The organism is Mesorhizobium sp. M1428 (genome assembly GCF_040317515.1).
Taxonomy (GTDB): Bacteria; Pseudomonadota; Alphaproteobacteria; order Rhizobiales; family Rhizobiaceae; genus Mesorhizobium.
In genome coordinates this window covers 33,097-60,004 of the sequence record NZ_JAMYKT010000024.1, presented here as the reverse complement: position 1 = coordinate 60,004, position 26,908 = coordinate 33,097, and the positions used below count along the sequence as shown (strand labels likewise).

The 26,908-nt window shown below is 63.8% G+C and carries 26 protein-coding genes; 17 read left to right on the top strand and 9 right to left on the bottom strand.

The annotated features are described in order from the left end of the window. Positions 1 to 42: 42 nt before the first annotated feature. From ftsY to NKG60_RS25725, 5 genes are all read right to left on the bottom strand, one after another. Positions 43 to 1,797, bottom strand: a complete 1,755-nt coding sequence (ftsY, locus tag NKG60_RS25745) for a signal recognition particle-docking protein FtsY (RefSeq protein ID WP_352867827.1) — start codon at positions 1,795 to 1,797, stop codon at positions 43 to 45. 11 nt (positions 1,798 to 1,808) lie between these two features. Beyond that, complete coding sequence (gene mtaB, locus NKG60_RS25740) at positions 1,809 to 3,110, bottom strand: tRNA (N(6)-L-threonylcarbamoyladenosine(37)-C(2))-methylthiotransferase MtaB (RefSeq protein WP_352668029.1); 1,302 nt, start codon at positions 3,108 to 3,110, stop codon at positions 1,809 to 1,811. Continuing rightward, positions 3,110 to 3,994 (bottom strand): diaminopimelate epimerase, encoded by an 885-nt coding sequence (gene dapF, locus NKG60_RS25735; protein ID WP_352867830.1) that lies wholly within the window; start codon positions 3,992 to 3,994, stop codon positions 3,110 to 3,112. The genes mtaB and dapF overlap by 1 nt, the downstream gene beginning before the upstream one ends. Positions 3,995 to 4,068: 74 nt before the next feature. After that, positions 4,069 to 4,230: a DUF1328 domain-containing protein gene (locus tag NKG60_RS25730; protein ID WP_352479665.1), complete on the bottom strand. Its 162-nt coding sequence runs from the start codon at positions 4,228 to 4,230 to the stop codon at positions 4,069 to 4,071. Positions 4,231 to 4,300: 70 nt separating this feature from the next. After that, positions 4,301 to 5,311 carry an MBL fold metallo-hydrolase gene (locus NKG60_RS25725; RefSeq protein WP_352867833.1) on the bottom strand — a complete coding sequence of 337 codons (1,011 nt, stop codon included), beginning with the start codon at positions 5,309 to 5,311 and terminating at the stop codon, positions 4,301 to 4,303. Positions 5,312 to 5,615: 304 nt separating this feature from the next. Here NKG60_RS25725 and NKG60_RS25720 point away from each other — a divergent pair, with 304 nt between their 5' ends. Both NKG60_RS25720 and zapE read left to right on the top strand, forming a co-directional pair. Further along, complete coding sequence (locus NKG60_RS25720; protein WP_352450179.1) at positions 5,616 to 6,155, top strand: protease inhibitor Inh/omp19 family protein; 540 nt, start codon at positions 5,616 to 5,618, stop codon at positions 6,153 to 6,155. An 83-nt stretch (positions 6,156 to 6,238) separates the two neighbouring features. After that, positions 6,239 to 7,441, top strand: a complete 1,203-nt coding sequence (gene zapE / locus NKG60_RS25715; protein WP_352867837.1) for a cell division protein ZapE — start codon at positions 6,239 to 6,241, stop codon at positions 7,439 to 7,441. A gap of 31 nt (positions 7,442 to 7,472) precedes the next feature. Here zapE and NKG60_RS25710 read toward each other — a convergent pair whose 3' ends face one another. Next, positions 7,473 to 7,901 (bottom strand): GNAT family N-acetyltransferase, encoded by a 429-nt coding sequence (locus tag NKG60_RS25710; protein WP_352867840.1) that lies wholly within the window; start codon positions 7,899 to 7,901, stop codon positions 7,473 to 7,475. 232 nt (positions 7,902 to 8,133) lie between these two features. Here NKG60_RS25710 and mdh point away from each other — a divergent pair, with 232 nt between their 5' ends. From mdh to lpdA, 11 genes are all read left to right on the top strand, one after another. Then, a complete protein-coding gene (gene mdh, locus NKG60_RS25705; protein WP_352668043.1) occupies positions 8,134 to 9,102 on the top strand; it encodes a malate dehydrogenase in 969 nt (322 codons plus the stop codon). 41 nt (positions 9,103 to 9,143) lie between these two features. Further along, positions 9,144 to 10,340 (top strand): ADP-forming succinate--CoA ligase subunit beta, encoded by a 1,197-nt coding sequence (gene sucC, locus NKG60_RS25700; protein WP_352867844.1) that lies wholly within the window; start codon positions 9,144 to 9,146, stop codon positions 10,338 to 10,340. An 8-nt stretch (positions 10,341 to 10,348) separates the two neighbouring features. Continuing rightward, a complete protein-coding gene (locus tag NKG60_RS25695; protein ID WP_352975903.1) occupies positions 10,349 to 10,831 on the top strand; it encodes a hypothetical protein in 483 nt (160 codons plus the stop codon). A 32-nt stretch (positions 10,832 to 10,863) separates the two neighbouring features. Next, positions 10,864 to 11,235, top strand: a complete 372-nt coding sequence (locus NKG60_RS25690; protein ID WP_352975900.1) for a cupin domain-containing protein — start codon at positions 10,864 to 10,866, stop codon at positions 11,233 to 11,235. Positions 11,236 to 11,237: 2 nt separating this feature from the next. Then, positions 11,238 to 11,735 (top strand): DUF1579 family protein, encoded by a 498-nt coding sequence (locus NKG60_RS25685; RefSeq protein ID WP_352975898.1) that lies wholly within the window; start codon positions 11,238 to 11,240, stop codon positions 11,733 to 11,735. A gap of 12 nt (positions 11,736 to 11,747) precedes the next feature. Further along, positions 11,748 to 12,650 (top strand): succinate--CoA ligase subunit alpha, encoded by a 903-nt coding sequence (gene sucD, locus NKG60_RS25680; RefSeq protein ID WP_352975897.1) that lies wholly within the window; start codon positions 11,748 to 11,750, stop codon positions 12,648 to 12,650. Positions 12,651 to 12,775: 125 nt separating this feature from the next. Then, positions 12,776 to 15,763: a 2-oxoglutarate dehydrogenase E1 component gene (locus NKG60_RS25675; RefSeq protein ID WP_352975894.1), complete on the top strand. Its 2,988-nt coding sequence runs from the start codon at positions 12,776 to 12,778 to the stop codon at positions 15,761 to 15,763. A 29-nt stretch (positions 15,764 to 15,792) separates the two neighbouring features. After that, a complete protein-coding gene (gene odhB, locus NKG60_RS25670; RefSeq protein ID WP_352867858.1) occupies positions 15,793 to 17,088 on the top strand; it encodes a 2-oxoglutarate dehydrogenase complex dihydrolipoyllysine-residue succinyltransferase in 1,296 nt (431 codons plus the stop codon). Between the two features lie 23 nt (positions 17,089 to 17,111). Then, positions 17,112 to 17,639, top strand: coding sequence for a hypothetical protein (locus tag NKG60_RS25665; RefSeq protein WP_352867861.1), 528 nt, complete (start codon positions 17,112 to 17,114; stop codon positions 17,637 to 17,639). After that, positions 17,636 to 18,391 carry an SDR family oxidoreductase gene (locus tag NKG60_RS25660; RefSeq protein ID WP_352867863.1) on the top strand — a complete coding sequence of 252 codons (756 nt, stop codon included), beginning with the start codon at positions 17,636 to 17,638 and terminating at the stop codon, positions 18,389 to 18,391. The genes NKG60_RS25665 and NKG60_RS25660 overlap by 4 nt, the downstream gene beginning before the upstream one ends. An 18-nt stretch (positions 18,392 to 18,409) precedes the next feature. Then, entirely contained in the window at positions 18,410 to 19,816 is a 1,407-nt protein-coding gene (gene lpdA / locus NKG60_RS25655; protein ID WP_352668058.1) for a dihydrolipoyl dehydrogenase, read from the top strand. Between the two features lie 744 nt (positions 19,817 to 20,560). Here the strand turns inward: lpdA and NKG60_RS25650 are convergent. Both NKG60_RS25650 and NKG60_RS25645 read right to left on the bottom strand, forming a co-directional pair. After that, complete coding sequence (locus tag NKG60_RS25650; RefSeq protein ID WP_352668060.1) at positions 20,561 to 21,628, bottom strand: TraB/GumN family protein; 1,068 nt, start codon at positions 21,626 to 21,628, stop codon at positions 20,561 to 20,563. A gap of 85 nt (positions 21,629 to 21,713) precedes the next feature. Then, positions 21,714 to 22,652: a tyrosine recombinase XerC gene (locus NKG60_RS25645; RefSeq protein WP_352668062.1), complete on the bottom strand. Its 939-nt coding sequence runs from the start codon at positions 22,650 to 22,652 to the stop codon at positions 21,714 to 21,716. 129 nt (positions 22,653 to 22,781) lie between these two features. On the opposite strand from NKG60_RS25645, the gene rimM reads away from it, so the two are divergent. Both rimM and trmD read left to right on the top strand, forming a co-directional pair. Continuing rightward, positions 22,782 to 23,381 (top strand): ribosome maturation factor RimM, encoded by a 600-nt coding sequence (gene rimM, locus NKG60_RS25640; RefSeq protein ID WP_352668063.1) that lies wholly within the window; start codon positions 22,782 to 22,784, stop codon positions 23,379 to 23,381. Further along, the gene (gene trmD, locus NKG60_RS25635) at positions 23,378 to 24,076 is read left to right on the top strand and encodes a tRNA (guanosine(37)-N1)-methyltransferase TrmD (protein ID WP_352668066.1); all 699 of its coding nucleotides are present in this window, start codon (positions 23,378 to 23,380) and stop codon (positions 24,074 to 24,076) included. Before rimM ends, trmD begins: the two co-directional genes overlap by 4 nt. On the opposite strand, the gene NKG60_RS25630 is transcribed toward trmD, so the two are convergent. Then, positions 24,058 to 24,810: a sulfite exporter TauE/SafE family protein gene (locus tag NKG60_RS25630; protein WP_352668068.1), complete on the bottom strand. Its 753-nt coding sequence runs from the start codon at positions 24,808 to 24,810 to the stop codon at positions 24,058 to 24,060. The genes trmD and NKG60_RS25630 overlap by 19 nt on opposite strands. Before the next feature lie 368 nt (positions 24,811 to 25,178). On the opposite strand from NKG60_RS25630, the gene rplS reads away from it, so the two are divergent. Both rplS and NKG60_RS25620 read left to right on the top strand, forming a co-directional pair. Continuing rightward, the gene (gene rplS / locus NKG60_RS25625) at positions 25,179 to 25,718 is read left to right on the top strand and encodes a 50S ribosomal protein L19 (protein WP_254817835.1); all 540 of its coding nucleotides are present in this window, start codon (positions 25,179 to 25,181) and stop codon (positions 25,716 to 25,718) included. 263 nt (positions 25,719 to 25,981) lie between these two features. Further along, positions 25,982 to 26,779, top strand: a complete 798-nt coding sequence (locus NKG60_RS25620; RefSeq protein ID WP_352468079.1) for a transporter substrate-binding domain-containing protein — start codon at positions 25,982 to 25,984, stop codon at positions 26,777 to 26,779. Positions 26,780 to 26,908: the final 129 nt, after the last annotated feature.

Sequence of the window (26,908 nt, the reverse complement as noted above, 5' to 3'; positions counted from 1 at the left end):
GATCCAATCCAAAAAGCCTGCAACTTTTCGGGATCATGCTCGTCAAGCCACTCCAGCGATCGCCCTGGCGAATTCGCTTGCGGAAAAGGGTTCGAGGTCGTCGACCTGTTCGCCGACGCCGATGAAATAGACCGGCAATTTGTGCTTTGCCGCGATCGCCACCAGAATACCGCCGCGCGCCGTGCCGTCCAGCTTGGTCATCACCAGGCCGTTGACGCCGGCGACATTGCGGAAGATCTCGACCTGGTTGAGAGCATTCTGGCCGGTGGTGGCATCGACCGTCTGCAGCACGGTGTGCGGCGCTTCCGGATCGAGCTTGCCCAGCACGCGGACGATCTTTTCCAGTTCCGCCATCAGTTCGGTCTTGTTCTGCAGCCGCCCGGCGGTGTCGATGATCAGCACGTCGGAGCCGGCCTCCTTCGCGCGCTCGAATGCGTCGTAGGCGAGGCCAGCGGCATCGGCGCCGAGCTTCGAGGCAATGACCGGCGAGTTGGTACGCTCGCCCCAGATCTTCAACTGCTCGATCGCGGCTGCGCGGAAAGTGTCGCCGGCGGCGAGCATCACCGAGAGGCCGCCATCGGTGAGCTTTGCCGCCAGCTTGCCGATGGTCGTTGTTTTTCCCGTTCCGTTGACGCCGACGACCAGGATGACATGCGGCTTGTGGCTGAGGTCGAGCTCCAGCGGCATGGCTACGTGGGTCAGCACCTTTTCCACTTCGGCCGCCATGATGGTGCGGACTTCGGTGTCGGAGACGTCCTTGCCGTAGCGGCTGGCGGAGAGCGCGTCGGTTACGCGCAAAGCCGTCTCCATGCCGAGATCGGCGCGGATCAGCACATCCTCGAGGTCCTGCAGTGTGTCCTCGTCGAGCTTGCGCTTGGTGAAGACGCCGGCGATGTTGCCCGACAACTCCCGGGAAGAGCGGGCAAGCCCGTCTCGCATGCGCTGGAACCAGGAACGCCTCGGCGCCGGTTCGGGCGCCTTCTGCGGCTCGGCTTTCTGCTCGACCTTCTTGGTTACGGTGACTTTGCCGGGGGCGGGCTTTGGCTCTGGCGATGGTTGCGGAACGGCTTCTGGCTCGGGTGCGATCTCGGCGAGGACCGGCTTCGCCTCGACCGGCGCGGGCTGGCGGATCGGAGGCGGGATTTCGGCCGGTGGCGCTTCGGGCGCTGCGGGTGCTGGTGGCGTGACTTCGGCCGCGGGTGCCGCGTCTTGCAGAGGTTGGCGCTGCCCCTCTCCCCGTAAGAGACGGGGAGAGGGGGGCGTCAGCGTCGGAGCTTTTTCCTCGCCACTTTCAAAAGGAGGCTCGGCCTGCCGATCAGCCCCTTTCTCCCCGTCACTATACGGGGAGAAGGTGCCGGCAGGCGGATGAGGGGCAGCGCCAGCTTCCGCGGACGGAGGCTCGGGCTGAACGATCTCCGGCTGCTCCGGCTCAGGAACTGGCTCGGGAGCGACGGGTCCGGCTCGGATCTCCTCCGGTTCCTCAGCAGGCGTTTGCGGCTCCGGCTGGATGTCTGGCTCGGGTGGAATGGTCGGCGGTGGTTCGGGCTTCGGCTCTTCCGCGGGCGCCGGTTGCGGTGCCGGAGGCAACTCTGGTTCGGCTGGCGGCGGAGCTGCGGCCTCGGCCTCGGGCCGCGGCTCTTCGCGTTTCAAAAACTCCGGGACGGCCTGCTCGGCGGCCGGCTTCAGCGCTTCCAGTTCATCCCATTTGATCGGCGGCAGCGGTGCGGCCTCGTCGGGCCGCTCCTCGACGACTTCCTTCTTGCCGAACGAGAATATCTTCTTGAAAAACCCAGCCATGTCTTGCGCTCTCAGGCGGCGCGGGCGGCAAGCGGCGCGGCGATCAGTCTGACACCGTCATGGCCTGCGATATCAGCCTCGACGATGTCGCCCGGAGCGCCGGCAGAGACCGCGGCCAGCGTAAACCCTTCGGTGCGGCCGAGCCCGTCGCGCTCGACCAGGATCGACTGGCGTGTGCCGGCAAGTGCCGAAAGGTGACGGCGATAGGCGGCCTCGCCGGCGGCGCGCAGGCGTGCCGCGCGTTGCTTGACGACGTCGCGGCGAAGCTGCGGCATGCGCGCGGCGGGTGTGCCCTGGCGCGGCGAAAACGGGAAGACGTGGATATGCGTCAGGCCGCATTCCTCGACGATCTCCAGCGAGTTTTCGAACATGGCGTCCGTCTCGGTCGGGAAGCCGGCGATGATGTCGGCGCCGAAAACGATGCCGGGGCGCAGTTTGCGCACATCCTCGCAAAAGCGGATCGACTGGTCGCGGCTGTGCCGGCGCTTCATCCGCTTCAGGATCATGTCGTCACCCGATTGCAGCGACAGATGCAGATGCGGCATCAGCCTCGGCTCGGTGGCGATGGCGTCCAGCAGATCGTCGTCGGCCTCGATCGAATCGATGGAGGAAAGCCGCAGGCGTTTGACGTCGGGCACCTGCTTCAGGATGGTCTTGACCAATTTGCCGAGCTTCGGGGCGCCCGGCAGATCGGCGCCAAAACTGGTCATGTCGACGCCCGTCAGCACGATCTCGGCATAACCGTTGCCGACGAGTCTCTTGACCTGCTCGACCACGGCGCCCATCGGCACCGAGCGCGAATTGCCACGACCGTAAGGAATGATGCAGAAGGTGCAGCGGTGGTCGCAGCCGTTCTGCACCTGGACGAAAGCGCGCGCGCGGCCTTCGATGGCGTCGACCATGTGGGCGGCCGTCTCGCGCACCGAAAAGATATCGTTGACGCGCGCCTTTTCGGTGTCGTTGACGCCGAAATCCGGCAGCGCGCGATAGGAATGCGCCCTGAGCTTTTCCTCGTTGCCGAGGACGAGATCGACCTCGTCCATGGCGACGAAATCCTGCGGGCCGGTCTGCGCAGCGCAGCCGGTGACGATGATGCGGGCAGCCGGGTTCTCACGGCGGGCTTTTCTGATCGACTGCTTGGCCTGGCGCACCGCCTCGCCGGTGACGGCGCAGGTGTTGAAGATGATGGCGCCGCCTTCGAGGCTACCGAGGCCGGCACCTTCGGCTTCACGCCGCATCACCTCGGATTCATAGGTGTTCAGCCGGCAGCCGAAGGTGACGACCTCGATACCCTTGTTGCCAGGAGCAGCCATCAGGCGGCACTTTCGGTGTCGCGCGCCCACGCCCCGGTCGACGGATCGAAGCTGCCGGAAAATTCCCATTCGGCGGCACCGGTGAGGATGACGTGGTCGTCGTCGCGCCACAAAACATGCAGCGAGCCGCCGCCGGGCGTCATCAGCGTCACGCTGCGGCCGGTACGCCTTGTGCGGGCCGCAGCTACCACGGCAGCGCACGCGGCCGAGCCGCAGGCCTTGGTCAGGCCGGCGCCGCGCTCCCAGGTGCGGATTGCCATGGTCTCCGGCGAAGTCACCTGCGCGATGGTGATGTTGGCGCGCTCGGGGAAGATCGGGTGGTTTTCGAGCAGCGGGCCGAAGCGCTCGAGCTCGTACGACCAGACGTCGCGGTCGACCCAGAAGATGGCGTGCGGATTGCCCATCGAGACGACCGACGGCGAATGCAGCACCGGGGAATCGATAGGGCCGATCTGCAGCTCGATCATGCGGGTGTCGCGAAACTCCTCGGCCAGCGGGATGTCCTGCCAGCCAAAGCGCGGCGTGCCCATGTCGACTGAGATCGTTCCGTCTGCATGTTCCTCGGCATTGAGGATGCCGGCGACTGTTTCAAAGGCAAATGTCTTCTGGCCGGTCTCGGCGGCGAGCGCCTGGACCACACAGCGCATGCCGTTGCCGCAGGCTTGCGCGCTGGTTCCGTCGGAATTCAAGATGTCGATGAAAAAGGCGGTGCCCGGCGTCCTGGGGTCGTGGATCGCCATGATCTGGTCGAACCTGGTCGCCGCATCGGCATTAAGCGCGATGGCTGCCGCAGGCGTCACGCGATCGGCACGGCCGCGCATATCGGCAACGATGATCTCGTTGCCGATGCCGTTCATCTTCGCGAAAGGGGCCGCGCTTGCCATCGATCGAAAGGTCTCTTGCCGGTTTGGCGCCTATATGGCGGATAGCGGCAGAAATTACCAGCGCGGCGTGATTTTCAAGTCACCGCGAAGACGCCAAGCACGATCAGCAGGAAGATGATCAGCACGATGCCGATGAGGATGCGCGCGCCGGTGGCGGCGGCTCCGGCCAGTACCGGCATGCCGAGCAGGCTCGCTGCGGCCGCGATAATCAAAAGAATGATGATCCACCTGATCATGAGAGACACCTCACAGCCGACAGGTTTGAACACCTACAAACGTCTATGTGATGCCTTAGGTTCCGCCGCGCTAAACCTCCGGCACGTCCCAGACTTCGCCCGGCCGCAAGGCGCGAAAACGTTGCCGCGGCAGGCCGGCGGCATCGAGCGCTTCGCCGAGCTTTCTGGGCGGCTCGTCGATCGGCTCGTTGGTGAGCCGGAACGTGCCCCAGTGACAGCCGGCCGCATAGGAAGCGTTGCACAACAGCATGCCGTGCACCGCCTCTTCCGGATCCTGGTGATGCGGCGCCATGAACCAGCGCGGCTCGTAGGCGCCGATCGGCAGGATGGCGAGGCGGAAGCCGCCGTGCTTTTGCGCCATCAGCCGGTAGTTGATGCCGCCGTGGAAGCCGGTATCGCCGGCGAAATAGATCTTTGCGCCGGGTGTCTCGACGACGAAACCCGCCCACAGCGCCATGCGCCGGTCGCGGGTACCGCGGGCCGACCAGTGGTGCACCGGCTCGACATGGACGGTGACGCCATCGCCAATATCGACCCGGTCGCCCCAGTCATGCGCGGAAAGCCGCATACGGGGCACGGCAGCGTCGATGATCGTGTCGTTGCCGAGCGGCGTCAGCAGCAGCGGGTCGTGTCTTGTCTTCAGGCGCTTCAGCGTGGCGAGGTCGAGATGGTCGTAATGGTTGTGGCTGACCAGCACGAGGTCGATGGGCGGCAAATGCGAAAAGGCGATGCCCGGTGGATTGACGCGTTTCGGACCGGCGAAGGAGAGCGGCGAGACGCGTCGCGACCAGACCGGGTCGGTCAGGATGTTCAGGCCGGCTGTCTGGACGAGCAGCGAGGAATGACCGACCATGGTGAGGCGCAGCGTAGAACCATCGATGCGCTCGACCGGTCTTGCCGGTGGAAACGGGCTCGGATCCGCCGCCGGCCATTTCGAGCGTTCGCGGCTCAATTGCCATTTCAACAGATCGGCAAAGCGACCCGGCGGCCGTCCGTCGGGATTGAAGAACAAGGTGCCGTCGAAATGATCGCTGGGCGGCCCGCTGTAATAGCGGTTGGCGGCTCTCTTTCTCGCGGCCAAGAAATCGGCTCCCTGCAGTTTGCTGATCGCCAAGAGATAATGCCGGAGCCGGCCCGCACAAGCATTTGAGGTGAACGCCAGGGATTTGGCGCCAGCGCGCCGTATCGCATCAACCGGAGGTGCCGGCCAAACGGCCGAGGCGTAACGCAATTCAGGCAATGTGCATTTTGCGACAAATTTACAACATTAGCGGCGCAAACCGTATTTTAACCATATCGGGTTGAAATTTCGCCACCTTCTCCATCTTGGTGAGGGGGACATTGCGCGGACGGCATCCCCAGCCGGATCCGACGGAGGTTGAAGAATGAAATTTTCGAAAACCGGCCTGCTGGCCGTATCGTTGGCCGCGCTCGTTGCGAGCGGCTGTTCAACCTCACGGTTCACATCAATGGACGAGCAGCAGCCGGCGCCGCTGGAAGCCGCGCCCGCCGGCAAGGTGACCGCAAACCAGCTGCCGCCGCCGGCGACACCCGGCCCGGCCGATCCGTCGAAGTTCCCGACCGCGCCGCAGAACACCCAGGTCGCCTCGCTGCCGCCCGACGGGACGGCGCCGGCCGGTGCGGCCGACCTTACCGCGTCAAGCGTCGCCGGTGTGTGGAAGGCAAGCGTGTCCGGCCAGAGCTGTCAGGTGGCGACGCCGCAGACCAAATTCGGGTCGGGCTACCGCGCCGGACCGCTGCATTGCCCGGCGCCGCTCGATGGCATCAAATCCTGGAACGTCGCCGGCAAACAGCTGACGCTCTTTGACGAGAACGGCGGCACGCTGGCACGGCTTTATTCCTCGGGCGGCGAGAAATTCGACGGCCAGACTTCCAACGGCCTGCCGATCTCGCTTACAAGGTAAGAGAACGGCCCCCATTGTTACGCAATTCCGGACAGAAAACCGCTACACACTTTTCTTGGGATTGCTCCGGAACGACGTGACCGATGCATCTGCGTGACGGCCTCCAGATCCATGCGACCGTCAAGCAGCGCTACGACCATCTGGTCGAGACGGGCGCCATCGGGCGCGACCCGGCGCAGGAGCGAATAGCCGCTGCGCTCGACCGGCTGATCGAAGAGATATCGGCAAAGCGGCTGGCGCAGAAATCAAGCGCGCTGGGGTGGTTGTTCGCCCGCAAGCGCGAGGTGCACGAGGCGGTCAAGGGCCTCTACATCCATGGCGGCGTCGGCCGCGGCAAGACCATGCTGATGGACATGTTCTTCGAGCTGCTCCCGGCGAGGCGCAAGCGCCGGGTGCATTTCAACGACTTCATGGCCGACGTGCAGGACCGCATCCAGAAGCACCGGCAGGCTCGCAAGAACGGCACGGCCAAGGAGGACGACCCGATCCCGCCGGTGGCGCGCGCGCTGGCCGAGCAAGCCTGGGTGCTGTGCTTCGACGAGTTCTCCGTCACCGACATCGCCGATGCGATGATCCTGTCCAGGTTGTTTTCGGCGTTGTTTGCCAATGGCGTGGTGCTGGTCGCCACCTCCAATGTCGCGCCGCAGGATCTCTACCGCGACGGCCTGAACCGCCAGTTGTTCTTGCCGTTTGTCGCTATCCTGGAGCGCCACGCGCAGGTGCTGGCGCTTGACGCCGACAAGGATTACCGCCTCGACAAGCTCAGCCGCATGCCGGTCTACGTCACCCCGGCCGATGCCGCCGCCGACCATGCGCTCGACGACGCGTGGGCGGTGATGACGCATGGCAGGCCGACGGCCGAGGCGATGCTGACGGTGAAGGGCCGGCACGTCGTGGTGCCGCGTGCTGCCGGCGAGGCGGCGCGGTTTTCGTTCGCCGATCTCTGCGAGAGGCCGCTCGGCGCCCGCGACTATCTTGCCATTGCCAGCCGTTTCTCGACCATCTTCATCGACCATGTGCCGGTGCTCGGCGAAGGCAAGCGCAACGAAGCCAAGCGCTTCATCCTGCTGGTCGATACGCTCTACGATCATCATGTACGGCTGGTGATGAGCGCCGCGGCACCGCCGGCGCAGCTCTATACGGCCAAGCGCGGCAACGAAGTCTTCGAGTTCGAGCGGACCGCATCGCGGCTGATCGAGATGCAGAGCCACGACTGGCTGGAGGACTGGGCGGAGAGGCAGAGGGCGCAGGGATCATCGGCGGAGGCACGGCAGGCTCAGGCGTGAGGGATAGTACAGAAGGGGGCGCTGCCGGCGCCTATAATCGATAAACATACATGACGAACCCCTCCGCCGGCCCATGCGGCTCTCTTCGCGACTCGTAAAGTGCGCGAGCAGCAACATTGTCCGGCTCGGTGCCGACCCACGCCTCCTCACAGCCATGCTCGCGACCGAGTGCGAACATGGCGCCGAGCATCCTCGTCGCAATGCCCTGGCGTTGAAAGGCCGGCGCCACGCCGACTTCGTCTATGTAGAGTTCGCTCACCTTGTCCGGGTGGCGGTGGACGACGGCTGCGCATTGGCCGACGACGATGCCGTCGGCGAGGGCCACGACCATGAAATGACCGGCCTCCATGAGATAGGCGGAGAGCCGATCCGGCCTGACCGGCTCGTCGAAGACTTCGTCGACGACCCGCATCACAAGGGCGTCATCGCCAGGAAACAGCCTTCTGATTTCCAGTGCCATTGTGTAGAATTCCTCTAGCCGGCTTCAGAACTTTGACGTTTACGTAAGTCCCAATGTTTCTAACCGATTGAAATTACTCACTCCAAAATAATCGTTTGAATTTTTGTGCGGCCAAGGCTATTGCGAGCGGCGAATTTCGCGGTTCCGCAGCATTCCGGCCTCTTCCTCCGACGCCGTCATCAAATCGTCAAGGATTTGGGCGCCGTCATAGTCAAAGGGAAAACATCCTGACATGGCACGCAACAAGATAGCGCTCATCGGCTCGGGCATGATCGGCGGCACCCTCGCCCACATGGTCGGCCTCAAGGATCTCGGTGACGTCGTGCTGTTCGATATCGCCGAAGGCATCCCGCAAGGCAAGGGGCTGGACATCGCGCAGTCGTCGCCGGTCGATGGGTTCGACTCCAGACTGACCGGCGTCAACGACTATGCCGGCATCGAGGGCGCCGACGTCTGCATCGTCACCGCCGGCGTGCCGCGCAAGCCCGGCATGAGCCGCGACGATCTTCTGGGCATCAATCTGAAGGTGATGGAGCAGGTCGGCGCCGGCCTCAAGAAATACGCGCCGAAAGCCTTCGTCATCTGCATCACCAATCCGCTGGACGCCATGGTCTGGGCGCTGCAGAAGTTTTCCGGCCTGCCGAAGAGCCATGTCGTCGGCATGGCCGGCGTGCTCGACAGCTCGCGCTTCCGCTATTTCCTCGCGGAAGAATTCAAAGTCTCTGTCGAGGACGTCACTGCCTTCGTGCTCGGCGGCCACGGCGATTCCATGGTGCCGATGATCCGCTATTCGACGGTTGCCGGCATCCCGCTGCCCGACCTCATCAAGATGGGCTGGACCTCGAAGGAGCGGCTCGACCAGATCGTGCAGCGTACCCGCGACGGCGGCGCCGAGATCGTCGGCCTGCTCAAGACGGGCTCTGCCTTCTACGCGCCGGCCGCCTCGGCCATCGCCATGGCCGAAGCCTATCTCAAGGACAAGAAGCGGGTGCTGCCCTGTGCGGCGTATCTTTCGGGCCAATATGGCGTCAAGAACACCTATGTCGGCGTTCCCGTGGTAATCGGCGCCGGCGGCGTCGAGCGGATCATCGAGATCGAGCTCTCGAAAAGCGAGCAGAAGATGTTCGACAGTTCGGTCGCGGCGGTGCAGGGCCTCTGCGACGCCTGCGTCAAGATCGCTCCGCATCTCGCGGCCAAGTAAGCCGGCAACCAAGCCCGCCAAGCAAGCTGGAGACATAGCGCATGAACATCCATGAATATCAGGGCAAGGCGCTGCTGAAAGGTTTTGGCGCACCCGTGGCCGAGGGCGTGCCGGTGTTCAAGGCGAACGAGGCGGAAGCCGCCGCCAAGGCGCTGCCCGGCCCGCTCTATGTGGTCAAGAGCCAGATCCATGCCGGCGGCCGCGGCAAGGGCAAGTTCAAGGAGCTCGGCCTCGATGCCAAGGGCGGCGTCAGGCTGGCGAAGTCGGTGGCCGAGGTCGTCGCCAACGCCAAGGAGATGCTCGGCCATACGCTGGTCACCAAGCAGACCGGCCCGGCCGGCAAGCAGGTCAACCGGCTCTATATCGAGGACGGCGCCGACATCGAGCGCGAACTCTATCTGTCGATCCTGGTCGACCGTTCGGTCGGGCGCGTCGCCTTCGTCGTCTCGACCGAGGGCGGCATGGACATCGAGGCGGTCGCCCACGACACGCCGGAAAAGATCATTACCGTCGCCATCGACCCGGAAAAGGGCGTGACGGCCGACGATGTGAAGAAGCTCAACGCCGCACTGAGGCTCGACGGCGACGCCGCCAAGGATGGCGCGACCCTGTTTCCGATCCTCTACAAGGCGTTTGTCGAGAAGGACATGAGCCTGCTCGAGGTCAACCCGTTGATCGTCATGAAGAGCGGCCGGCTGCGCGTGCTCGACGCAAAAGTGTCGTTCGACAACAATGCGCTGTTCCGTCACCCGGACGTGCTCGAATTGCGTGACACCACCGAAGAGGACGAGAAGGAGATCGAGGCGTCGAAATACGACCTCGCCTATGTCGCGCTCGACGGCAATATCGGCTGCATGGTCAACGGCGCCGGCCTCGCCATGGCGACGATGGACATCATCAAGCTTTATGGCGCCGAGCCCGCCAACTTCCTCGATGTCGGCGGCGGCGCGTCGAAAGAGAAGGTGACGGCGGCGTTCAAGATCATCACCAAGGATCCGGCGGTCAAAGGCATTCTGATCAACATCTTCGGCGGCATCATGAAGTGCGACATCATCGCCGAGGGCGTCATCGCCGCGGTCAAGGAGGTTGGCCTGCAGGTGCCGCTGGTGGTGCGGCTGGAAGGCACCAATGCCGAGCTCGGCAAGAAAATCATCAACGACAGCGGGCTGAACGTGGTGTCGGCCGATGACCTCGATGACGCAGCCAAGAAGATTGTCGCGGCGGTGAAGGGCGGCTGATGCGGCGCATGCTGGCCATAGCGTTCTGCGGCATGGCCTTTTGGGCCAGCGCGGCTGAGGCTGCGGATAGTTCGACGTCGCCCGCCTGGATCGGCAAGAGGGTCAATCTCTTCATGAATTTATGTCCGGCGACAGCACCCAGCTTTGGCAGGTTCGACGCCGTTGCCCGTGAGAGCGGGTTCAAGGCCGGATCCGACGGACTCCAAGTCTACAAGGCTACAGAGATCGTTGCCTCGATCAAAAATTGGAGCGGTCGCTGCGACTGCCTTGTCTCCTTCGGCACCAACGATCCAAAGCGGGCTGCCAACATGATCCTGAGAACGCTTCTGACCAAATACGGCAGCAAGTTCCAGGCCGATGATGATCCCAAGTCCCTTGGCAAATTGAGAACGTCTGGCGGCAATCTATCGGTGCAGGTCGTAACGACGCGGCGCGCCGGTAGCCAATGGATCGGTGCTGTCGTTCACGGAAACCAAAGATGCCCAGCTTGAAAACTGAACTTCATGGTCAGGGTCGCTAGGCGATGCCTCCGCGCAAGATAAACCTCGTCGAAGCGGCGGACGCGAAGATCAAAAAGGTCTTCGATCCGCACATTGCCGGTGACGTTAACGATTCCCAGGTCAAGATCGCCAAGTTCGGCGATGTCTTCGACTGGCACGCGCATGACAATGAGGATGAAGCCTTCCTGGTGCTGCGCGGCCGCATCGCCATCGACTTCCGCGACGGCACGGTGGAGCTTGGCAGCGGCGATTTCATCGTCGTGCCGCGCGCCGTCGAGCACTGTCCGCGCTCGCTGAGCGAAGAACCTGTCGTGCTGATGTTCGAGCCGGCGACGACGCTCAACACCGGCAACGCCAAGAGCGACCTCACCGTCACCGAGCTGAAGCGGCTCTGACCATGAACGCGGCACCGTTCTCCTCCCTCTCGGCCGATCACCAGCGCCTGCAGGCGCTGGTCGGTGCCTGGCGTGGCGAGGAAGAGATTTCGGGCACTCAGTGGGCCGACGCCGGTACGGCGACTTCGGAAGTGCTGGCCGAGGCGCAATTCGGCGGCCTGTTCGTGGTGCAGCGCTATCGCCAGCGCCGCGACGGCACGGTTTCGTTCGGCTCGCACAATGTGTTCGGCTTCGATCAGCAGAACAGCCTCGTCACCCTGCATCAGTTCGACTCGATGGGGTTCGTGCCGGCATCGCCCGCCACCGGCACTTGGAACGGCAGCGAGCTGGTTCTGGATCGGTCGTCGCCGCGCGACGCGGCGCGCGTGACGTATATTTTTGACGACGCCGACACCTACCGCATGCGACTGCATTTCAAACCTGCCGGCAGCGATAGCTGGCAAGACATGGTGAGCGGCGTCTACCGGCGCGTCTCGCCGTCCTCGATCAACGGTTTTTAGAAAAGGGCTCCGATGTCCATTCTCGTCGACAAGAACACCAAGGTGCTGGTGCAGGGCCTGACCGGCAAGACCGGCACGTTCCACACCGAACAGGCGCTGGCCTATCACGGCACCAAAATGGTCGGCGGCATCCACCCCAAGAAGGGCGGCGAGACCTGGACGGGCGCCAAGGGCGAGGCACTGCCGATCTTCGCCACCGTAGCCGAAGGCAAGGCCAGGACCGGTGCCAACGCCTCCGTCGTCTACGTGCCGCCGACGGGTGCTGCGGAAGCGATCCTGGAAGCGATCGAGGCCGAGATCCCGCTGATCGTCTGCATCACCGAGGGCATACCGGTGATGGACATGATCAAGGTCAAGGCGAGGCTCGACCGCTCGACATCGCGGCTTATCGGCCCCAACTGTCCCGGCGTCCTGACTCCGGACGAATGCAAGATCGGCATCATGCCCGGCAACATCTTCCGCAAGGGCTCGGTCGGCGTTGTTTCGCGCTCGGGAACGCTTACCTATGAGGCGGTGTTCCAGACCACCAATGTCGGCCTCGGCCAGACCACCGCCGTCGGCATCGGCGGCGATCCAGTCAAAGGCACGGAGTTCATCGACGTGCTGGAGATGTTCCTCGCCGACGACGAGACCAAGTCGATCATCATGATCGGCGAGATCGGCGGCTCGGCCGAGGAAGACGCCGCGCAGTTCCTCAAGGACGAGGCAAAGCGCGGCCGCAGCAAGCCGATGGCCGGCTTCATCGCCGGGCGCACCGCGCCGGCGGGCCGCACCATGGGCCATGCGGGCGCGGTCATCTCCGGCGGCAAGGGCGGCGCGGAAGACAAGATCGCGGCGATGGAATCGGCCGGCATCAAGGTTTCGCCGTCGCCAGCCCGGCTCGGCACGACGCTGGTCGAGGCGATCAAAGGTTAGGGGAGTAAGGGAGTACGGGAATAGGGGAGTAGGGAACAACACGAGGGCGTTTGCCCTACTCCCTTACTCCCTATTCCCTTACTCCCCTCCAACAAAGGAGACGAAGCAAAGGCTTCGACAGTGACATGGCAAGACAAGATCAGGCCAACGACCAGTTTTCGCTTACCTCTTTCCTCTATGGCGGCAATGCCGATTATATCGACGCGCTCTATGCCGCCTATGAGGACGATCCCGCGTCGGTCGATCCCGAATGGCAGGACTTCTTCGCGGCGCTGAAGGACGACGCCGGCGACGTGCGCAAGAATGCCAAGGGCGCGTCATGGGCCAAGCCCTCCTGGCCGATGCAGGCCAATGGCGAACTGGTCTCGGCGCTGGACGGCAATTGGGGCCTGGTCGAAAAGCACATCGAAAAGAAGGTCAAGGACAGGGCAGCCGGCAACGGCGCAGCGCTTTCCGACGCCGACGTGCATCAGGCGACGCGCGATTCCGTCCGCGCCATCATGATGATCCGCGCCTTCCGCATGCGCGGCCACCTGCACGCCAATCTCGATCCGCTCGGCATTGCCAAGCCGCTCGAGGATTACAACGAGCTGTCGCCGGAAAATTATGGCTTCACCGAAGCCGACTACGACCGGCCGATCTTCCTCGACAATGTGCTCGGGCTGGAATTCGGCACCATCCGGCAGATGCTCGACATCTTGACCCGGACCTATTGCTCGACGCTCGGCGTCGAATTCATGCATATTTCCGATCCTGAGGAGAAGGCCTGGATCCAGGCGCGCATCGAGGGTGCCGACAAGGAAATCTCCTTCACCGCCGTCGGCAAGAAGGCGATCCTGCAGAAGCTGGTCGAGGCGGAAGGCTTCGAGCAGTTCATCGACGTCAAGTACAAGGGTACCAAGCGCTTCGGCCTCGATGGCGGCGAATCGCTGATCCCGGCGCTGGAGCAGATCATCAAGCGCGGCGGCCAGCTCGGCATGAAGGAGATCGTGCTCGGCATGGCGCATCGCGGCCGGCTGAACGTGCTGTCGCAGGTGATGGCCAAGCCGCATCGCGCCATTTTCCATGAGTTCAAGGGCGGCTCGGCCGCGCCCGACGAGGTCGAAGGCTCGGGCGACGTGAAGTACCATCTCGGTGCCTCGTCGGATCGCGAGTTCGACGGCAACAAGGTGCATCTGTCGCTGACTGCCAATCCCTCGCATCTGGAAATCGTCGACCCGGTGGTGATGGGCAAGGCGCGCGCCAAGCAGGACTATCTGTTCGGTCGCAGCCGCGAGGAGATCGTTCCGCTGGAAGAGCGCGCCAAGGTGCTGCCGCTGCTGTTGCATGGCGATGCCGCCTTTGCCGGCCAGGGCGTGATTGCCGAAATCCTCGGCCTGTCGGGCCTGCGCGGCCACCGCGTCGCCGGCACGCTGCATTTCATCATCAACAACCAGATCGGCTTCACCACCAACCCGCGCTTTTCGCGCTCGTCGCCCTATCCGTCCGATGTGGCCAAGATGATCGAGGCGCCTATCTTTCACGTCAATGGCGACGATCCGGAAGCTGTGGTCCATGCGACCAAGGTGGCGATCGAATTCCGCATGAAGTTCCACAAGCCTGTCGTGGTGGACATGTTCTGTTACCGCCGCTTCGGCCACAATGAGGGCGACGAGCCCGCCTTCACCCAGCCGATCATGTATCGCAAGATCCGCAACCAGAAGACGACGGTGCAGATCTATGCCGACCGGCTGATTTCCGAAAGCCACATCACCCAGGTCGAGTTCGAAAAGATGAAGGCCGATTGGCGGGCGCATCTCGAGCAGGAATTCGAGGTCGGCCAGCATTACAAGCCGAACAAGGCGGATTGGCTGGACGGCGCGTGGTCCGGCCTGCGCTCGGCCGACAACCAGGACGAACAGCGGCGCGGCAAGACCGCCGTGCCGGTCAAGACGCTGAAGGAGATCGGCAAGAAACTGACCGAGGTGCCGAAGGATTTCGAGGCGCACAGGACGATCATCCGCTTCCTCGACAACCGCCGCCAGGCGATCGAGTCCGGTGAAGGCATCGATTGGTCGACGGCCGAGGCACTGGCCTTCGGCGCCATCCTGCTCGACGGCAATCCGATCCGGCTGTCCGGACAGGATTCGGAGCGCGGCACCTTCTCGCAGCGCCATTCCGTGCTCTATGACCAGCGCGACGAGACACGCTACATCCCGCTCAACAATCTGTCCGCGGCGCAGGCCGGTTTCGAGGTCATCAACTCGATGCTGTCGGAAGAGGCCGTGCTCGGCTTCGAATATGGCTACTCGCTGGCCGAGCCGAAGGCGCTGACGCTGTGGGAAGCGCAGTTCGGCGACTTCGCCAACGGCGCCCAGGTGGTGTTCGACCAGTTCATCTCGTCGGGCGAGCGCAAATGGCTCAGAATGTCGGGCCTCGTCTGCCTGCTGCCGCACGGCTATGAAGGCCAGGGGCCTGAGCATTCGTCGGCCCGGCTCGAGCGCTTCCTGCAGCTTTGCGCCGAAGACAACATGCAGGTCGCCAACGTCACGACGCCGGCCAATTACTTCCACATCTTGCGCCGGCAATTGAAGCGGGACTTCCGCAAGCCTCTGATCCTGATGACGCCGAAGTCGCTGCTGCGCCACAAGCGGGCGGTATCGACGCTGCCGGAGATGTCGGGCGAAAGCGCCTTTCACCGGCTGTTGTGGGACGATGCCCAGCTGCTGTCGGGCCAGGCCATCAAGCTCACCAAGGATTCGAAGATCCGCCGTGTCGTGCTCTGTTCGGGCAAGGTCTATTACGACCTCTACGAGGAGCGCGAGAAGCGCGGCATCAACGACATCTATTTGCTGCGCGTCGAGCAGCTCTATCCGTTCCCGGCCAAGGCGCTGATCACCGAACTGTCGCGCTTCCGCAATGCCGAGATGGTGTGGTGCCAGGAAGAGCCCAAGAACATGGGCGCCTGGTCGTTCATCGATCCGTATCTCGAATGGGTGCTGGCGCATATCGACGCCAAGCATCAGCGGGTGCGCTATACCGGCCGGCCGGCCGCCGCTTCGCCCGCGACCGGATTGATGTCGAAGCATCTCGCCCAGCTTGCCGCCTTGCTCGACGACGCGCTTGGTGAATAGAACAGAACCGAAAGAAACGGACAGGCACAATGGCAACCGAAATCCGCGTCCCGACACTTGGTGAATCCGTCACCGAGGCGACTATCGGCAAATGGTTCAAGAAGGTCGGCGACGCGATCACCGCCGATGAGCCGCTGGTCGAGCTCGAAACCGACAAGGTGACGGTGGAAGTGCCGGCCGCCGCCGCGGGCACGCTCGCCGAGATCGCCGTCAAGGAAGGCGAGACGGTCGGCGTCGGCGCACTGCTCGGCACGATTTCGGCAGGCGGAGCAGCCGATGCTGCCGCCGCCCCGGCAACGAAGCAGGAGGCGGTGTCGCAGGCCTCGGCTCCGACTGCGGCCTCGAGCGTCAAGCAGGCCGCCGCCGAGACGGCCAAGATCGCCGGCGACGCCGGCGCCATCGAGACACGCACCATGCCGCCGGCGCCGTCGGCGGCAAAGCTGCTGGCCGAGCACAATCTCGCGGTCGACCAGGTGTCGGGCTCGGGCAAGCGCGGCCAGGTGCTGAAAGGCGACGTGCTCGACCTGATCGCCAGGGGCGCGCCGTCGCAGCCGGCAGAAATGCCGAAGGCCGCCCCTGTACCGGCACCTGTCGCAGCGCGTGCGCCGTCCTCGGCCGACGATGCGTCGCGCGAGGAGCGCGTGCGCATGACCAAGCTGCGCCAGACCATCGCGCGCCGCCTCAAGGAAGCGCAATCGACCGCCGCCATGCTGACCACCTTCAACGAGGTCGACATGAGCGCGGTGATGGCGCTGAGGAGCAAATACAAGGACGTGTTCGAGAAGAAGCACGGGGTGAAGCTCGGCTTCATGGGCTTCTTCACCAAGGCGGTCACCCATGCGCTGAAGGAGATACCGTCGGTCAATGCCGAGATCGACGGCACCGACATCATCTTCAAGAACTACGCCCATATCGGCGTTGCCGTCGGCACCGAGAAAGGTCTCGTCGTGCCGGTTGTGCGCAATGCCGACCAGATGTCCATCGCCGAAATCGAAAAGGAAATCGGCAGGCTGGGGCTTGCGGCGCGCGACGGCAAGCTGTCGGTTGCGGATATGCAAGGCGGCACGTTCACGATTTCCAACGGTGGCGTTTACGGGTCGCTGATGTCGACGCCGATCCTCAATGCGCCGCAGTCGGGCATTTTGGGCATGCACAAGATCCAGGAGCGGCCGATGGTGGTCGGCGGCCAGATCGTCATCCGTCCGATGATGTATCTGGCGCTGTCCTACGACCACCGCATCGTCGACGGCAAGGAAGCGGTGACGTTCCTGGTGCGGGTCAAGGAAAGCCTGGAGGATCCTGAGCGGCTGGTGCTCGACCTCTAGGGGCGGCCGACGTGAGCCGGAGCATGGATCTGCGCCGCCGGATGAATTCCCCTCGTTTCCGGTCCGGTTTGTTTGTCACGATCTGCGCACTCGGCGTGCAGACGGTCTCCGCGGCCCTCGCCGCCTGTCCCATCGAGCTCGCCGTCTATGGCGAACCTGAGAACGCCGCCGAGATCGATTTCAGGCCGACCGGGGAGTCGGCCGCCGTCACCAACAGCTTCAAGATGGTGCTCGACAAGGGCGTCGTGCTCGACGGCATCGTCATGTGGACCGAGGGCGTGGCGCGGCCGCATGGCTCGCTGATGTACAAATGCCCGGCCGGCGACATCACCGGCGACGAGCTCGCCGCCTGCACCGTGTGGGAGGGCGTCATCTACACTGCCGACGACCAGGGCAATATCGCGTTGCTGCCGGGCGAAGGAAAGGATGCGCCGAAGAAGCTGATCCTTCCCGATCTGGGAGCGTCGTTGCAGATGTCGGCGGCCTATGGCGCCAACGGCTTTTCCAAGGTGCCCTGGGACGTCTTTGCCCTGAAAGGATGTCAGGAATGAGCGCGAGCGGAAAAATCCTGCTGGTGACCGGCGGCAGCCGCGGCATTGGCGCCGCTACATGCAGGCTTGCCGCCAAGGCCGGCTATCGCATTGCGGTCAATTACGTGTCGAATGCAAAAGCAGCCGAAACGGTGGTCGCCGACATCGAAGCCGCTGGCGGAGAAGCCTTCGCCGTCAAGGGCGATGTCGCCAGCGAGGGGGACGTGTTGGCCATGTTCGAGGCTGTCGATGCCCGGTTCGATCGGCTCGACGCGCTCGTCAACAATGCCGGCGTGGTCGACCAGAGCGCGCGCGTCGACGAGCTGAGCGCTGCAAGGCTGGAGCGCATGATGCGCATCAATGTGATCGCACCGATGCTTTGCGCCCGCGAGGCGGTGAAGCGCATGTCGACCAGGCATGGCGGCAAGGGCGGCGCGATCGTCAATGTTTCTTCGATCGCGGCAAGGCTTGGCGGGCCGGCTCAATATGTCGACTACGCCGCCTCGAAGGGCGCGCTCGATTCCTTCACCATCGGGCTTGCCCGCGAAGTGGCCGGCGAAGGCATTCGTGTCAATGCGGTCAGCCCGGGCATCATCGACACAGAAATTCATGCCTCCGGCGGGCAGCCGGATCGCGCCGAGAGAATGCGCAAGGTGGTGCCCATGCAGCGCGTCGGCACCGCCGAGGAAGTCGCAGCCGCAATTCTCTGGCTGCTGTCGGACGAGGCGTCCTACACAACAGGCGCCAATCTGGAAATCGGCGGCGGCCGCTAAAGCAAAAGGGACAGTATTATGGCCTATGACGTCGTTATCATCGGATCGGGACCAGGCGGCTATGTCTGCGCCATCAAGGCGGCGCAGCTCGGTCTGAAGACGGCGGTGGTCGAAAAGAACCCGACCTTCGGCGGTACCTGCCTCAACATCGGCTGCATCCCGTCGAAGGCGCTGCTGCATGCGTCCGAGATGTTTGCCGAGGCCGGCCATTCCTTCGATGCGCTCGGCGTCGAGATCGGCGCGCCCAAGCTCAACCTTGGGAAGATGATGGCGCACAAGGATGCGACGGTGACGGCCAACGTCAATGGCGTCGCCTTCCTGTTCAAGAAGAACAAGATCGACAGTTTTCGTGGCACCGGCAAGGTGGTTGCGGCCGGCAAGGTGTCGGTGACCTCCGATGACGGCAAGATCGAGGAGATCGAGACCAAGAACATCGTCATCGCCACCGGCTCCGACGTCGCCGGCATTCCCGGCGTCAAGGTCGATTTCGACGAGAAGGTGATCATCTCGTCGACCGGCGCGCTGTCGCTGGACAAGGTGCCGGGCCATCTGGTGGTGGTCGGCGGCGGTGTCATCGGTCTAGAGCTCGGCTCGGTATGGGCGCGGCTCGGCGCCAAGGTCACCGTGGTCGAGTTCCTCGACACCATCCTGGGCGGCATGGATGGCGAGGTCTCCAAACAGTTCCAGCGCATGCTGTCGAAGCAGGGCTTTGAGTTCAGGCTGGGCGCCAAGGTGACCGGCGTCGCCAAGGCCAAGAAGGGGGCGACCGTCACCTTCGAGCCGGTCAAAGGCGGAGCGGCCGAGACGATCGAGGCGGACGCGGTGCTGATTGCGACGGGACGACGGGCCTATTCGGACGCTCTCGGGCTGAAGGAGGCCGGCGTCGACGTCGATGAGCGCGGCCGGGTCAAGACCGACGGTCATCTCAGGACCAACGTGCCTGGCATCTACGCCATCGGCGATGTCATCGCCGGGCCGATGCTTGCCCACAAGGCCGAAGACGAGGGCGTGGCGGTGGCCGAAACCATCGCCGGCCAGGCCGGTCATGTGAACTATGACGTGATTCCGAGCGTCGTCTACACCACGCCGGAAATCGCCTCGGTCGGCAAGACCGAAGAAGAATTGAAGAAGGCCGGCATCGACTACAAGGCCGGAAAATTTCCGTTCAGCGCCAACGGCCGGGCGCGCGCCATGCTGCACACCGACGGCTTTGTGAAAATCCTGGCCGACAAGGCCAGTGACCGTGTGCTCGGCGTCCACATCGTCGGCTTCGGCGCCGGCGAGATGATCCACGAGGCGGCCGTGCTGATGGAGTTTGGCGGCTCGTCGGAAGACCTAGCCCGCACCTGTCACGCCCATCCGACAATGTCGGAGGCGGTAAAGGAGGCGGCATTGGCGACGTTCTTCAAGCCGATCCATATCTGAGCAAACGCGGAGAATCGCAAACCTTGGAGATTGGCTGAAACATCTGCGATTGCTCCCAAAAACAAAACGGCCCGCCTTTCAGCGGGCCGTTCATATATTAAGTCGGCAGTCTGATCACTGAGGGGCCGGTGCTGGTGCCGGCGCAGGTGCTGGTGCCGGGGCTGGCGCAGGGGCCGGAGCGGGTGCAGGTTCTGCCGGAGCCGGAGCCGGAGCGGGTGTTGCCGGAGCTGGCGCAGGAGCCGGTTCGGCCGGCTTCATCGGCTCGGCGGGTGCAGGCGCCGGGGCCGGTGTGCTGGCTGCGGGCGGTTCGGCAGGCGCAGGTGCCTCGCTACGTCTTCCAAAAACATAATAGGCGACAATTGCCAGGATAACGACGACCAGGGCAATCAGCCAGCCGCTGCCGCCGCCGCGTGGCCGTGCGGTGCCCGGCGAGGTGAATGGGTCGTTCGGATTGGGTGTGTTCGCCATAAAAGTGTCCTCCGTGGATGAAAAACATCAAGTAATAGCCATCAACGTACAATCGTTGAATCGGTTTCACATTAGGCGTTGAAAACGCCGAAAACAGGGCAATTCTGATCCGGAATCGCTTGCAGGCATGCATTTCCACCGCGAAATGGGTTCGATCGAGCCAAACCGAACCTTTTTCAGTTTCTTGGCACGAAGCGCGGCTGGTCCGCCGTCGCGCCACGAGTAAGGACTGACCCCGCCTTGGCAATGATTCGGTGTGCAACTCCGCCGTGTTGTTCAGTTGACGGCGGTCACCGTATAGCCAGTCTTGCGGAAACCCTCGACCAAGCCTTGCGCGCCGGGAAGGTGCATGGCGCCGACCGCCATGAAGACATTGCCGTGGGCGAGGATCGGCGCTGCCCGATCGACCATCACCTTGTTGCGGCTGGTGATCATGGTCTGCTCGAATTCGGCGTAACCCGATTGGTCGTCGACCTGTTCGGGGATGACGGCCCGAAACAGCGGTACGTACATGCCAGTGTCGCCACGCCGGTAAAGCACGATCATGGTTTCGTTGACGTCGTTCACCTTGTCGCCAAGCTTCAGCGTATCGACCAGCCCCTTCAGGTGAAAGGCGATCGGCAGCGAAGCCATGGCATGCAGCTGGTCGGCGATTGTCTCCAGCCCCTCGACCGATTTGCCCGAAGCCTCGGCGTCCTTGGCAAGCTTGACGTCGAGCACCGGCGCACCGCCAGCCTGGCGGGCGACTTCGCATGCAGGCAGCGCCACCGTCGCCGACAGCAACCAGGGCTTCATCTTGGCGACGGTCGCTGGCGGGATGCCACGCGCATCGAGCGCCTTGTCGACCACCGCCGCATCCTCCGGCGACAGCAGCGACGAAAGCGTCGTCTTGTCGGTGAACATCATCAGATCCGGCTCTTTCAGCAGTGTGGCCATCACCTTCTGCTTGTCGAGCACTTCGGTGGTCTCGATGACGACGGTGCCAGCCGCATCGAATGCCTTCTGCGCGGCGGGCGGCAGCGTGGTGACGCGCGGGTCGGTAACGTGCATGGTGCCGAACAGGAAAGACGGTTTTTCGCCTGATTTTTCGAGCTTCCACAGCAGGCCCTTGCCGTTCGGCGTCGCTGCCGCGTCTGCCTCGATCTTGCGGTAGGCAGCCGGGTCGTCCTTTTGCAGCGCGCTCAGCATATCGCTACCGGCGCAGGCCGGGGTCTCGGCGCGTGCCTTGCCCGCGGCGAGCAGCGCGATGATGAGGAAGGAGAGGAAAAACAGGGCGTTGAGCGCGACAAGCAGCTTCAGCGACATATGGGTCGCGCGGTCGGCGATGGCGATGAGGCGTTTCATGTTGCGGTTCTAGGCGCAAAAAGCGGCAAAACGGTTAACCGGCGCATCCAAATTGTTGCGAGATGGCCACCGATATATGCATCGATCACGCGCGCGGATGGGCTGCTTCGTAAATCTCGAGCAGCCTGGCGGTGTCGACGCCGGTGTATATCTGGGTCGTCGACAGGCTGGCATGGCCGAGCAACTCCTGGATGGTGCGCAGGTCGCCGCCGCGCCCTAGCAGGTGCGTGGCGAAGGAATGGCGCAACGCATGCGGCGTCGCTGTGTCGGGCAGGTTGAGCGCCGAGCGCAGCTTGGCCATGTCGCGCTGGACGATTGCCGGGTTCAGCGGGCCGCCGCGGGCACCGCGAAACAGCAAGCCCTTGGGATCGAGATGATAGGGACACAAGCGGCGGTATTCGGCAATCGCGCGCAGCGCCACCGGCAGCACCGGCACCAGCCGCGTCTTGCCACCCTTGCCGGTGACGCGCAGCACGGTCTCACCAGGTGAGGACAGATCGGCGCCCGACAGGCCGAGCGCCTCGGAAATGCGCAAGCCGGACCCATAGAGCAGGGTCAGCACGGCGGCGTTGCGCGCGGCGATCCACGGCTCCTCCGCCAGCTGGCCTTCCACCGAGACGACGTGTTTTGCATCGCCTGCGGTCAGTGGCTTGGGCAGCGATTTCGGCTGCCGCGGCGCGCGTAAGGCTGCCGCACCTGCCGCATTGGCGAGGCCGCGCCGCTCCAGGAAACGCAGCAGCGAGCGGATGCCAGCCAGCCCGCGTCCGAGCGTGCGGGCGCCGGCGCCCTCGGCACGGCGGGCAGCGAGAAAGCCGCGCAGATCGGCGGGGCGCAGATCGGCGATGTCGGAGATGCCGGGCGAGCCGCCGCAATGGCCGGTCAGGAAATGCAGGAACTGGCGCGTGTCGCGTTCATAAGCCTCGACGGTTTCGGGCGACAGCCGGCGTTCTCGCGCCAGCATCTTCAGCCAGGCCTCGCGCGCCGCCTGAAGATCGGGTTTCGCCGGTATGAGGAATTCCTGCATTGCGATCTTCCAGTTCCGTTCTTCCAGTTCTGGGCCATCTTCCGGCACGCGGGTTAGGAAGCGGTGAAGAGCGGCGTCATTGAAATGACGACGGGCTGGGGTTAGAGCAAGGCAAAGGATTTTCCGCAGATGAGCAAGCCGCAAAACCCCGTCCAGATGGCCGTGATCGGTGCCGCGCACGGCATCAAGGGCGAATTGCGCGTCAAGAGCTTTACCGGCGACCCACTGGCACTGGCCGATTACGGTCCGCTCTACACCAGGGATGGCCGCGCCTTCCAGATCGTCGACATCAGGCCTGCCAACACCGTGGTGGTGGTGCGGTTCAAAGGCGTCAACGATCGCAATGCCGCCGAGGCGCTTGCCGGCACCGAATTGTTCGTCGACCGTTCGGTGTTGCCGGATGAGGGCGAAGAGGATGAATTCTACCATGCCGACCTCGTCGGACTGGAGGTCAAGGATGACACCGGTGCGGTCATCGGCAAGGTCGTCGCCGTGCATAATTTCGGTGGCGGCGACATTCTCGACGTGACGCTTGCCGGGCGCAAAGGCGTGCTCATCCCGTTCACGCAGGCCGCTGTTCCAGACGTGTCGATCGCCGGCGGCTTTGTCCGTGTTGATCCAGCCGCCGCAGGGTTGGTCGAGGACGAGGACGGCGAGCCTGCCGGTGACGACGGTTTCGACCCGAAGGGCAGGCCGCGCGGGCCGAGGGACGCCGGAGGCAACCGGTGAGTTTTTCGGCTTCGGTGCTGACGCTCTATCCCGAGATGTTTCCCGGCGCGCTCGGCCTGTCGCTGGCCGGCCGCGCGCTCGAGACCGGCATTTGGTCGCTCGAAACGATCCAGATCCGCGACTTTGCCAGCGATCGTCACCGTACCGTCGATGACACACCGGCCGGCGGCGGCGCCGGCATGGTGATGCGGGCAGACGTGCTGGCCCGTGCCATCGACCATGCCTCGCCGCCCGGCGATCCGCGTCCGCGCCTGCTGATGAGCCCGCGCGGCAAGCCGCTGATGCAGCGCCGTGTGCGCGAGCTCGCCGGCGGGCCGGGTGCGGTGATCGTCTGCGGCCGCTTCGAAGGCGTCGACCAGCGGGTCATCGAATCGCGGGGGCTGGAAGAAGTCTCGATCGGCGATTTCATCCTGTCCGGCGGCGAGCCGGCGGCACTCGTGCTGCTCGACGCCGTGGTGCGCCTGCTGCCCGGCGTCATGGGCAATGCGGTATCGGGCGACGAAGAGAGCTTTGAGAACGGCCTGCTCGAACATCCGCATTATACGCGGCCGCAGGAGTTCGAGGGCCGACCGATTCCCGAAGTGCTGATTTCGGGCAATCACAGGAAGATCGCGGCCTGGCGGCGGGCCGAAGCGGAGAGGCTGACGAAAGAGCGAAGGCCCGATCTTTTAGCCGCTCAGCCCTTGTCGAAATAGTAAAAAGCCAGGAACAGGCCGACGGCGATGACGAAGCCGCGCACCGCGTTCTGCGGCACGCGCCTGGCGATCCAGACGCCGGCATAGCCGCCGAGCGCGCCACCCGGGATCATGATGATCGCCTGCAACCAGGCGATGACGCCGCCCGAGACGAAGACCAGGATAGCTATCGCCGCGATGACCACGGCCAGCATGTTCTTCAGCGCGTTCAGCCGGTGATAGTCGCCGGACTGGGTGAGACCGAGCGTCGCCAGCATCATGACGCCCATGCCGGCGCCGAAGAAGCCGCCATAGACGGCGGTGGCGAACTGCGCCAGCGACCCGACCAGCGAACCCACCGCGGCCTCATGCTCCGGCTTGGGCGCCGGCTTCAGCCATGGCCCGGCAGCGAACAATGCGGTTGCCGCCAGCAGCAGCCACGGCACCAAGGCGCGGAACGACGGGTTATCGAGCCCTAAAAGGATAAGCGCGCCAGACAGCGCACCGAGACCCGAAATGAGGCTGAGCAGCAGTGCGCCGCGCCAGAAATGCTTGATGTCGTGCCAATAGGCGAGCGTCGAGGTGATGTAGCCAGGAAACTGCGTCACCGACGATGTCGCATTGGCGACGATCGGCGGCAGGCCGGCCAGGGTCATGGCGCCAAAGGTTATGAACGTGCCGCCGCCGGCAACGGCGTTGACCGCGCCTGACAGAAAGCCGGCGAGAAAGAGCAGGACCGCGTCCAAGATTGGCATGAGGGGTGTCGTCGCTGGAGGAAAATGCTTATCTTCCGGCTTAGAAAGCTTGACGCGCGGGCGCAACCCCCTGGACCACAAGCGATCATAGGATTGCCACAGCGGGCGCCAGCCAAAAAGAAACAGCGCCAAAAAAGAAACGGCGAAGACGTGACAAAGCGCCGAAATAGCTGTATGTGCGCGCCGAACCGGAAGAAAATTTGCCAAGAGCGATCTTCTGGCCCGTCAACAATGACGGTGTAGTCGCCCCTGCCCGATGTTCTCGAACAGACGTTCCCGAACGAAGGGCATAGCCGAGCGGTCGATGCGACCGCAAGGCGAGTGTCGGACGCTCTGACTGTCGGAAGAACAAGAAGTGGATTTATGAGATGGATATCCTCCGTCAGCTCGAGGCCGAGCAGGCCGCCAAGATCGAAGCCAAGCGCAAGCTCCCCGAATTCCAGCCCGGCGACACCGTGCGCGTCCAGGTCCGCGTGACCGAAGGCACCCGCACCCGCGTCCAGGCCTATGAGGGCGTCGTCATCGCCCGCGCCGGCGCCGGCTTCCAGGAAAACTTTACCGTCCGCAAGATCTCCTACGGCGAAGGCGTGGAGCGTGTGTTCCCGGTCTATTCGCCAATGGTCGAGGGCGTCGAGATCGTGCGCCGCGGCAAGGTGCGTCGCGCCAAGCTGTACTATTTGCGTGACCGTCGCGGCAAGTCGGCCCGCATTTCGGAAAACACCGGCGTGCGCGCCCGCAAGCTCAACGACGAAGAGCGCGATGCGCTGAACGCCGAGAAGGCGCGCATCGAGGCCGAGAAAGTGGCCGCCGCCCAGGCGCTGGCCGCCGAGAAGGCCGCGCAGGACGCCGCCGAGAAGAAGGCCGCCGACGAGGCCGCCAAGGCCGCGGAAGCAGCTGCCGCCGAATAAGGCTCTTCAAGAACGTACTTTCGGAAAGGCGGCTTCGGCCGCCTTTTTGTTTCGCGAGGTGGAGCCGATTTGCCGGGCCGCCTCGGTCCGCTATCGAAACGGATCGTTCCGTAATGCCGCCGTCGAAAGCATTGGAATCCATTTTCGTGCCGAACGCCGCATCGGAGCGGCTTGCAAGGCGCCTGCGGAAAGCTAAAGTCGGCGCCGGATTTTCCTGCATGCCTCGGCCGATCGAGGCGGTTCAGTTCCTGGGGAGCATCGTCATGATCAATTCGAAACTGCTGCTGGCCGGCCTGCTGGCTTGCCTTCTCGTGCCTGTCGCGGCTCTGGCGCAAGCGCTGCCCGACCTCGGCGGCAAGAAAGTGGTGGTGGTGACTGAAAATGCCTATCCGCCGCTGCAGTTCATCGATGCCAAGACCGGCAAGCAGATCGGCTGGGAATATGACGCGATGAACGAGATCGCCAAGCGGTTGAATTTCAAGGTCGAGTACCAGAATACCTCCTGGGACGCGATGATCCAGGCGGTTTCCGACAACCAGTACAACATCGGCATGACCGGCATCACCATCAAGGACGACCGCAAGCAGAAGGTCGACTTCTCCGACCCCTATATGCGTTCGGAGCAGTTCATGCTGGTGCGCGGCGACGAGAAGCGCTTCAGCGATGCCAAGACGTTCGCCGCCTTCAAGGACGGGCTGATCGGCGCGCAGGCCGGCACCACGCCGTTCTACACCGCCGTCTACAGCGTGCTCGACGGCAACGAGCAGAACCCGCGCATCAAGCTGTTCGAGACATTCGGCGCGACGGTGCAGGCGCTGAAGGCCGGCGACGTCGACGTCGTGCTCACCGACGGCACTGCCGGCAAGGGCTATGTCGATGCGTCCAATGGCGGCCTGAAGCTGATCGGCGGCCCGCTCGGCACCGAGGATTTCGGCTTCATCTTCCCCAAGGGCTCCGACCTGGTGAAGCCGGTCAACGCGGCAATCGCCGCGCTCAAGGCCGACGGCACGCTCGACGCGCTCAACAAGAAGTGGTTCCTTGATTACAAGATGGGGCAGTAGTCTCCATTGCTACGTGCGATGCGCGATGATCGTGTGCTGAAATTCGCACGAATTTCGTTTCTTCCCACCCCCCTCTGTCCTGCCGGACATCTCCCCCGCAAGGGGGGAGATTGGCAGCTTTGGTCTCAC

Coding starts and splice junctions, on each gene's coding strand:
- ftsY (WP_352867827.1), bottom strand. CDS start 1,797: ATGGCTGGGTTTTTCAAGAAGATATTCTCGTTCGGCAAGAAGGAAGTC.
- mtaB (WP_352668029.1), bottom strand. CDS start 3,110: ATGGCTGCTCCTGGCAACAAGGGTATCGAGGTCGTCACCTTCGGCTGC.
- dapF (WP_352867830.1), bottom strand. CDS start 3,994: ATGGCAAGCGCGGCCCCTTTCGCGAAGATGAACGGCATCGGCAACGAG.
- NKG60_RS25730 (WP_352479665.1), bottom strand. CDS start 4,230: ATGATCAGGTGGATCATCATTCTTTTGATTATCGCGGCCGCAGCGAGC.
- NKG60_RS25720 (WP_352450179.1), top strand. CDS start 5,616: ATGAAATTTTCGAAAACCGGCCTGCTGGCCGTATCGTTGGCCGCGCTC.
- zapE (WP_352867837.1), top strand. CDS start 6,239: ATGCATCTGCGTGACGGCCTCCAGATCCATGCGACCGTCAAGCAGCGC.
- NKG60_RS25710 (WP_352867840.1), bottom strand. CDS start 7,901: ATGGCACTGGAAATCAGAAGGCTGTTTCCTGGCGATGACGCCCTTGTG.
- mdh (WP_352668043.1), top strand. CDS start 8,134: ATGGCACGCAACAAGATAGCGCTCATCGGCTCGGGCATGATCGGCGGC.
- sucC (WP_352867844.1), top strand. CDS start 9,144: ATGAACATCCATGAATATCAGGGCAAGGCGCTGCTGAAAGGTTTTGGC.
- NKG60_RS25695 (WP_352975903.1), top strand. CDS start 10,349: ATGCTGGCCATAGCGTTCTGCGGCATGGCCTTTTGGGCCAGCGCGGCT.
- NKG60_RS25690 (WP_352975900.1), top strand. CDS start 10,864: ATGCCTCCGCGCAAGATAAACCTCGTCGAAGCGGCGGACGCGAAGATC.
- NKG60_RS25685 (WP_352975898.1), top strand. CDS start 11,238: ATGAACGCGGCACCGTTCTCCTCCCTCTCGGCCGATCACCAGCGCCTG.
- sucD (WP_352975897.1), top strand. CDS start 11,748: ATGTCCATTCTCGTCGACAAGAACACCAAGGTGCTGGTGCAGGGCCTG.
- NKG60_RS25675 (WP_352975894.1), top strand. CDS start 12,776: ATGGCAAGACAAGATCAGGCCAACGACCAGTTTTCGCTTACCTCTTTC.
- odhB (WP_352867858.1), top strand. CDS start 15,793: ATGGCAACCGAAATCCGCGTCCCGACACTTGGTGAATCCGTCACCGAG.
- NKG60_RS25665 (WP_352867861.1), top strand. CDS start 17,112: ATGGATCTGCGCCGCCGGATGAATTCCCCTCGTTTCCGGTCCGGTTTG.
- NKG60_RS25660 (WP_352867863.1), top strand. CDS start 17,636: ATGAGCGCGAGCGGAAAAATCCTGCTGGTGACCGGCGGCAGCCGCGGC.
- lpdA (WP_352668058.1), top strand. CDS start 18,410: ATGGCCTATGACGTCGTTATCATCGGATCGGGACCAGGCGGCTATGTC.
- NKG60_RS25650 (WP_352668060.1), bottom strand. CDS start 21,628: ATGAAACGCCTCATCGCCATCGCCGACCGCGCGACCCATATGTCGCTG.
- NKG60_RS25645 (WP_352668062.1), bottom strand. CDS start 22,652: ATGCAGGAATTCCTCATACCGGCGAAACCCGATCTTCAGGCGGCGCGC.
- rimM (WP_352668063.1), top strand. CDS start 22,782: ATGAGCAAGCCGCAAAACCCCGTCCAGATGGCCGTGATCGGTGCCGCG.
- NKG60_RS25630 (WP_352668068.1), bottom strand. CDS start 24,810: ATGCCAATCTTGGACGCGGTCCTGCTCTTTCTCGCCGGCTTTCTGTCA.
- rplS (WP_254817835.1), top strand. CDS start 25,179: ATGGATATCCTCCGTCAGCTCGAGGCCGAGCAGGCCGCCAAGATCGAA.
- NKG60_RS25620 (WP_352468079.1), top strand. CDS start 25,982: ATGATCAATTCGAAACTGCTGCTGGCCGGCCTGCTGGCTTGCCTTCTC.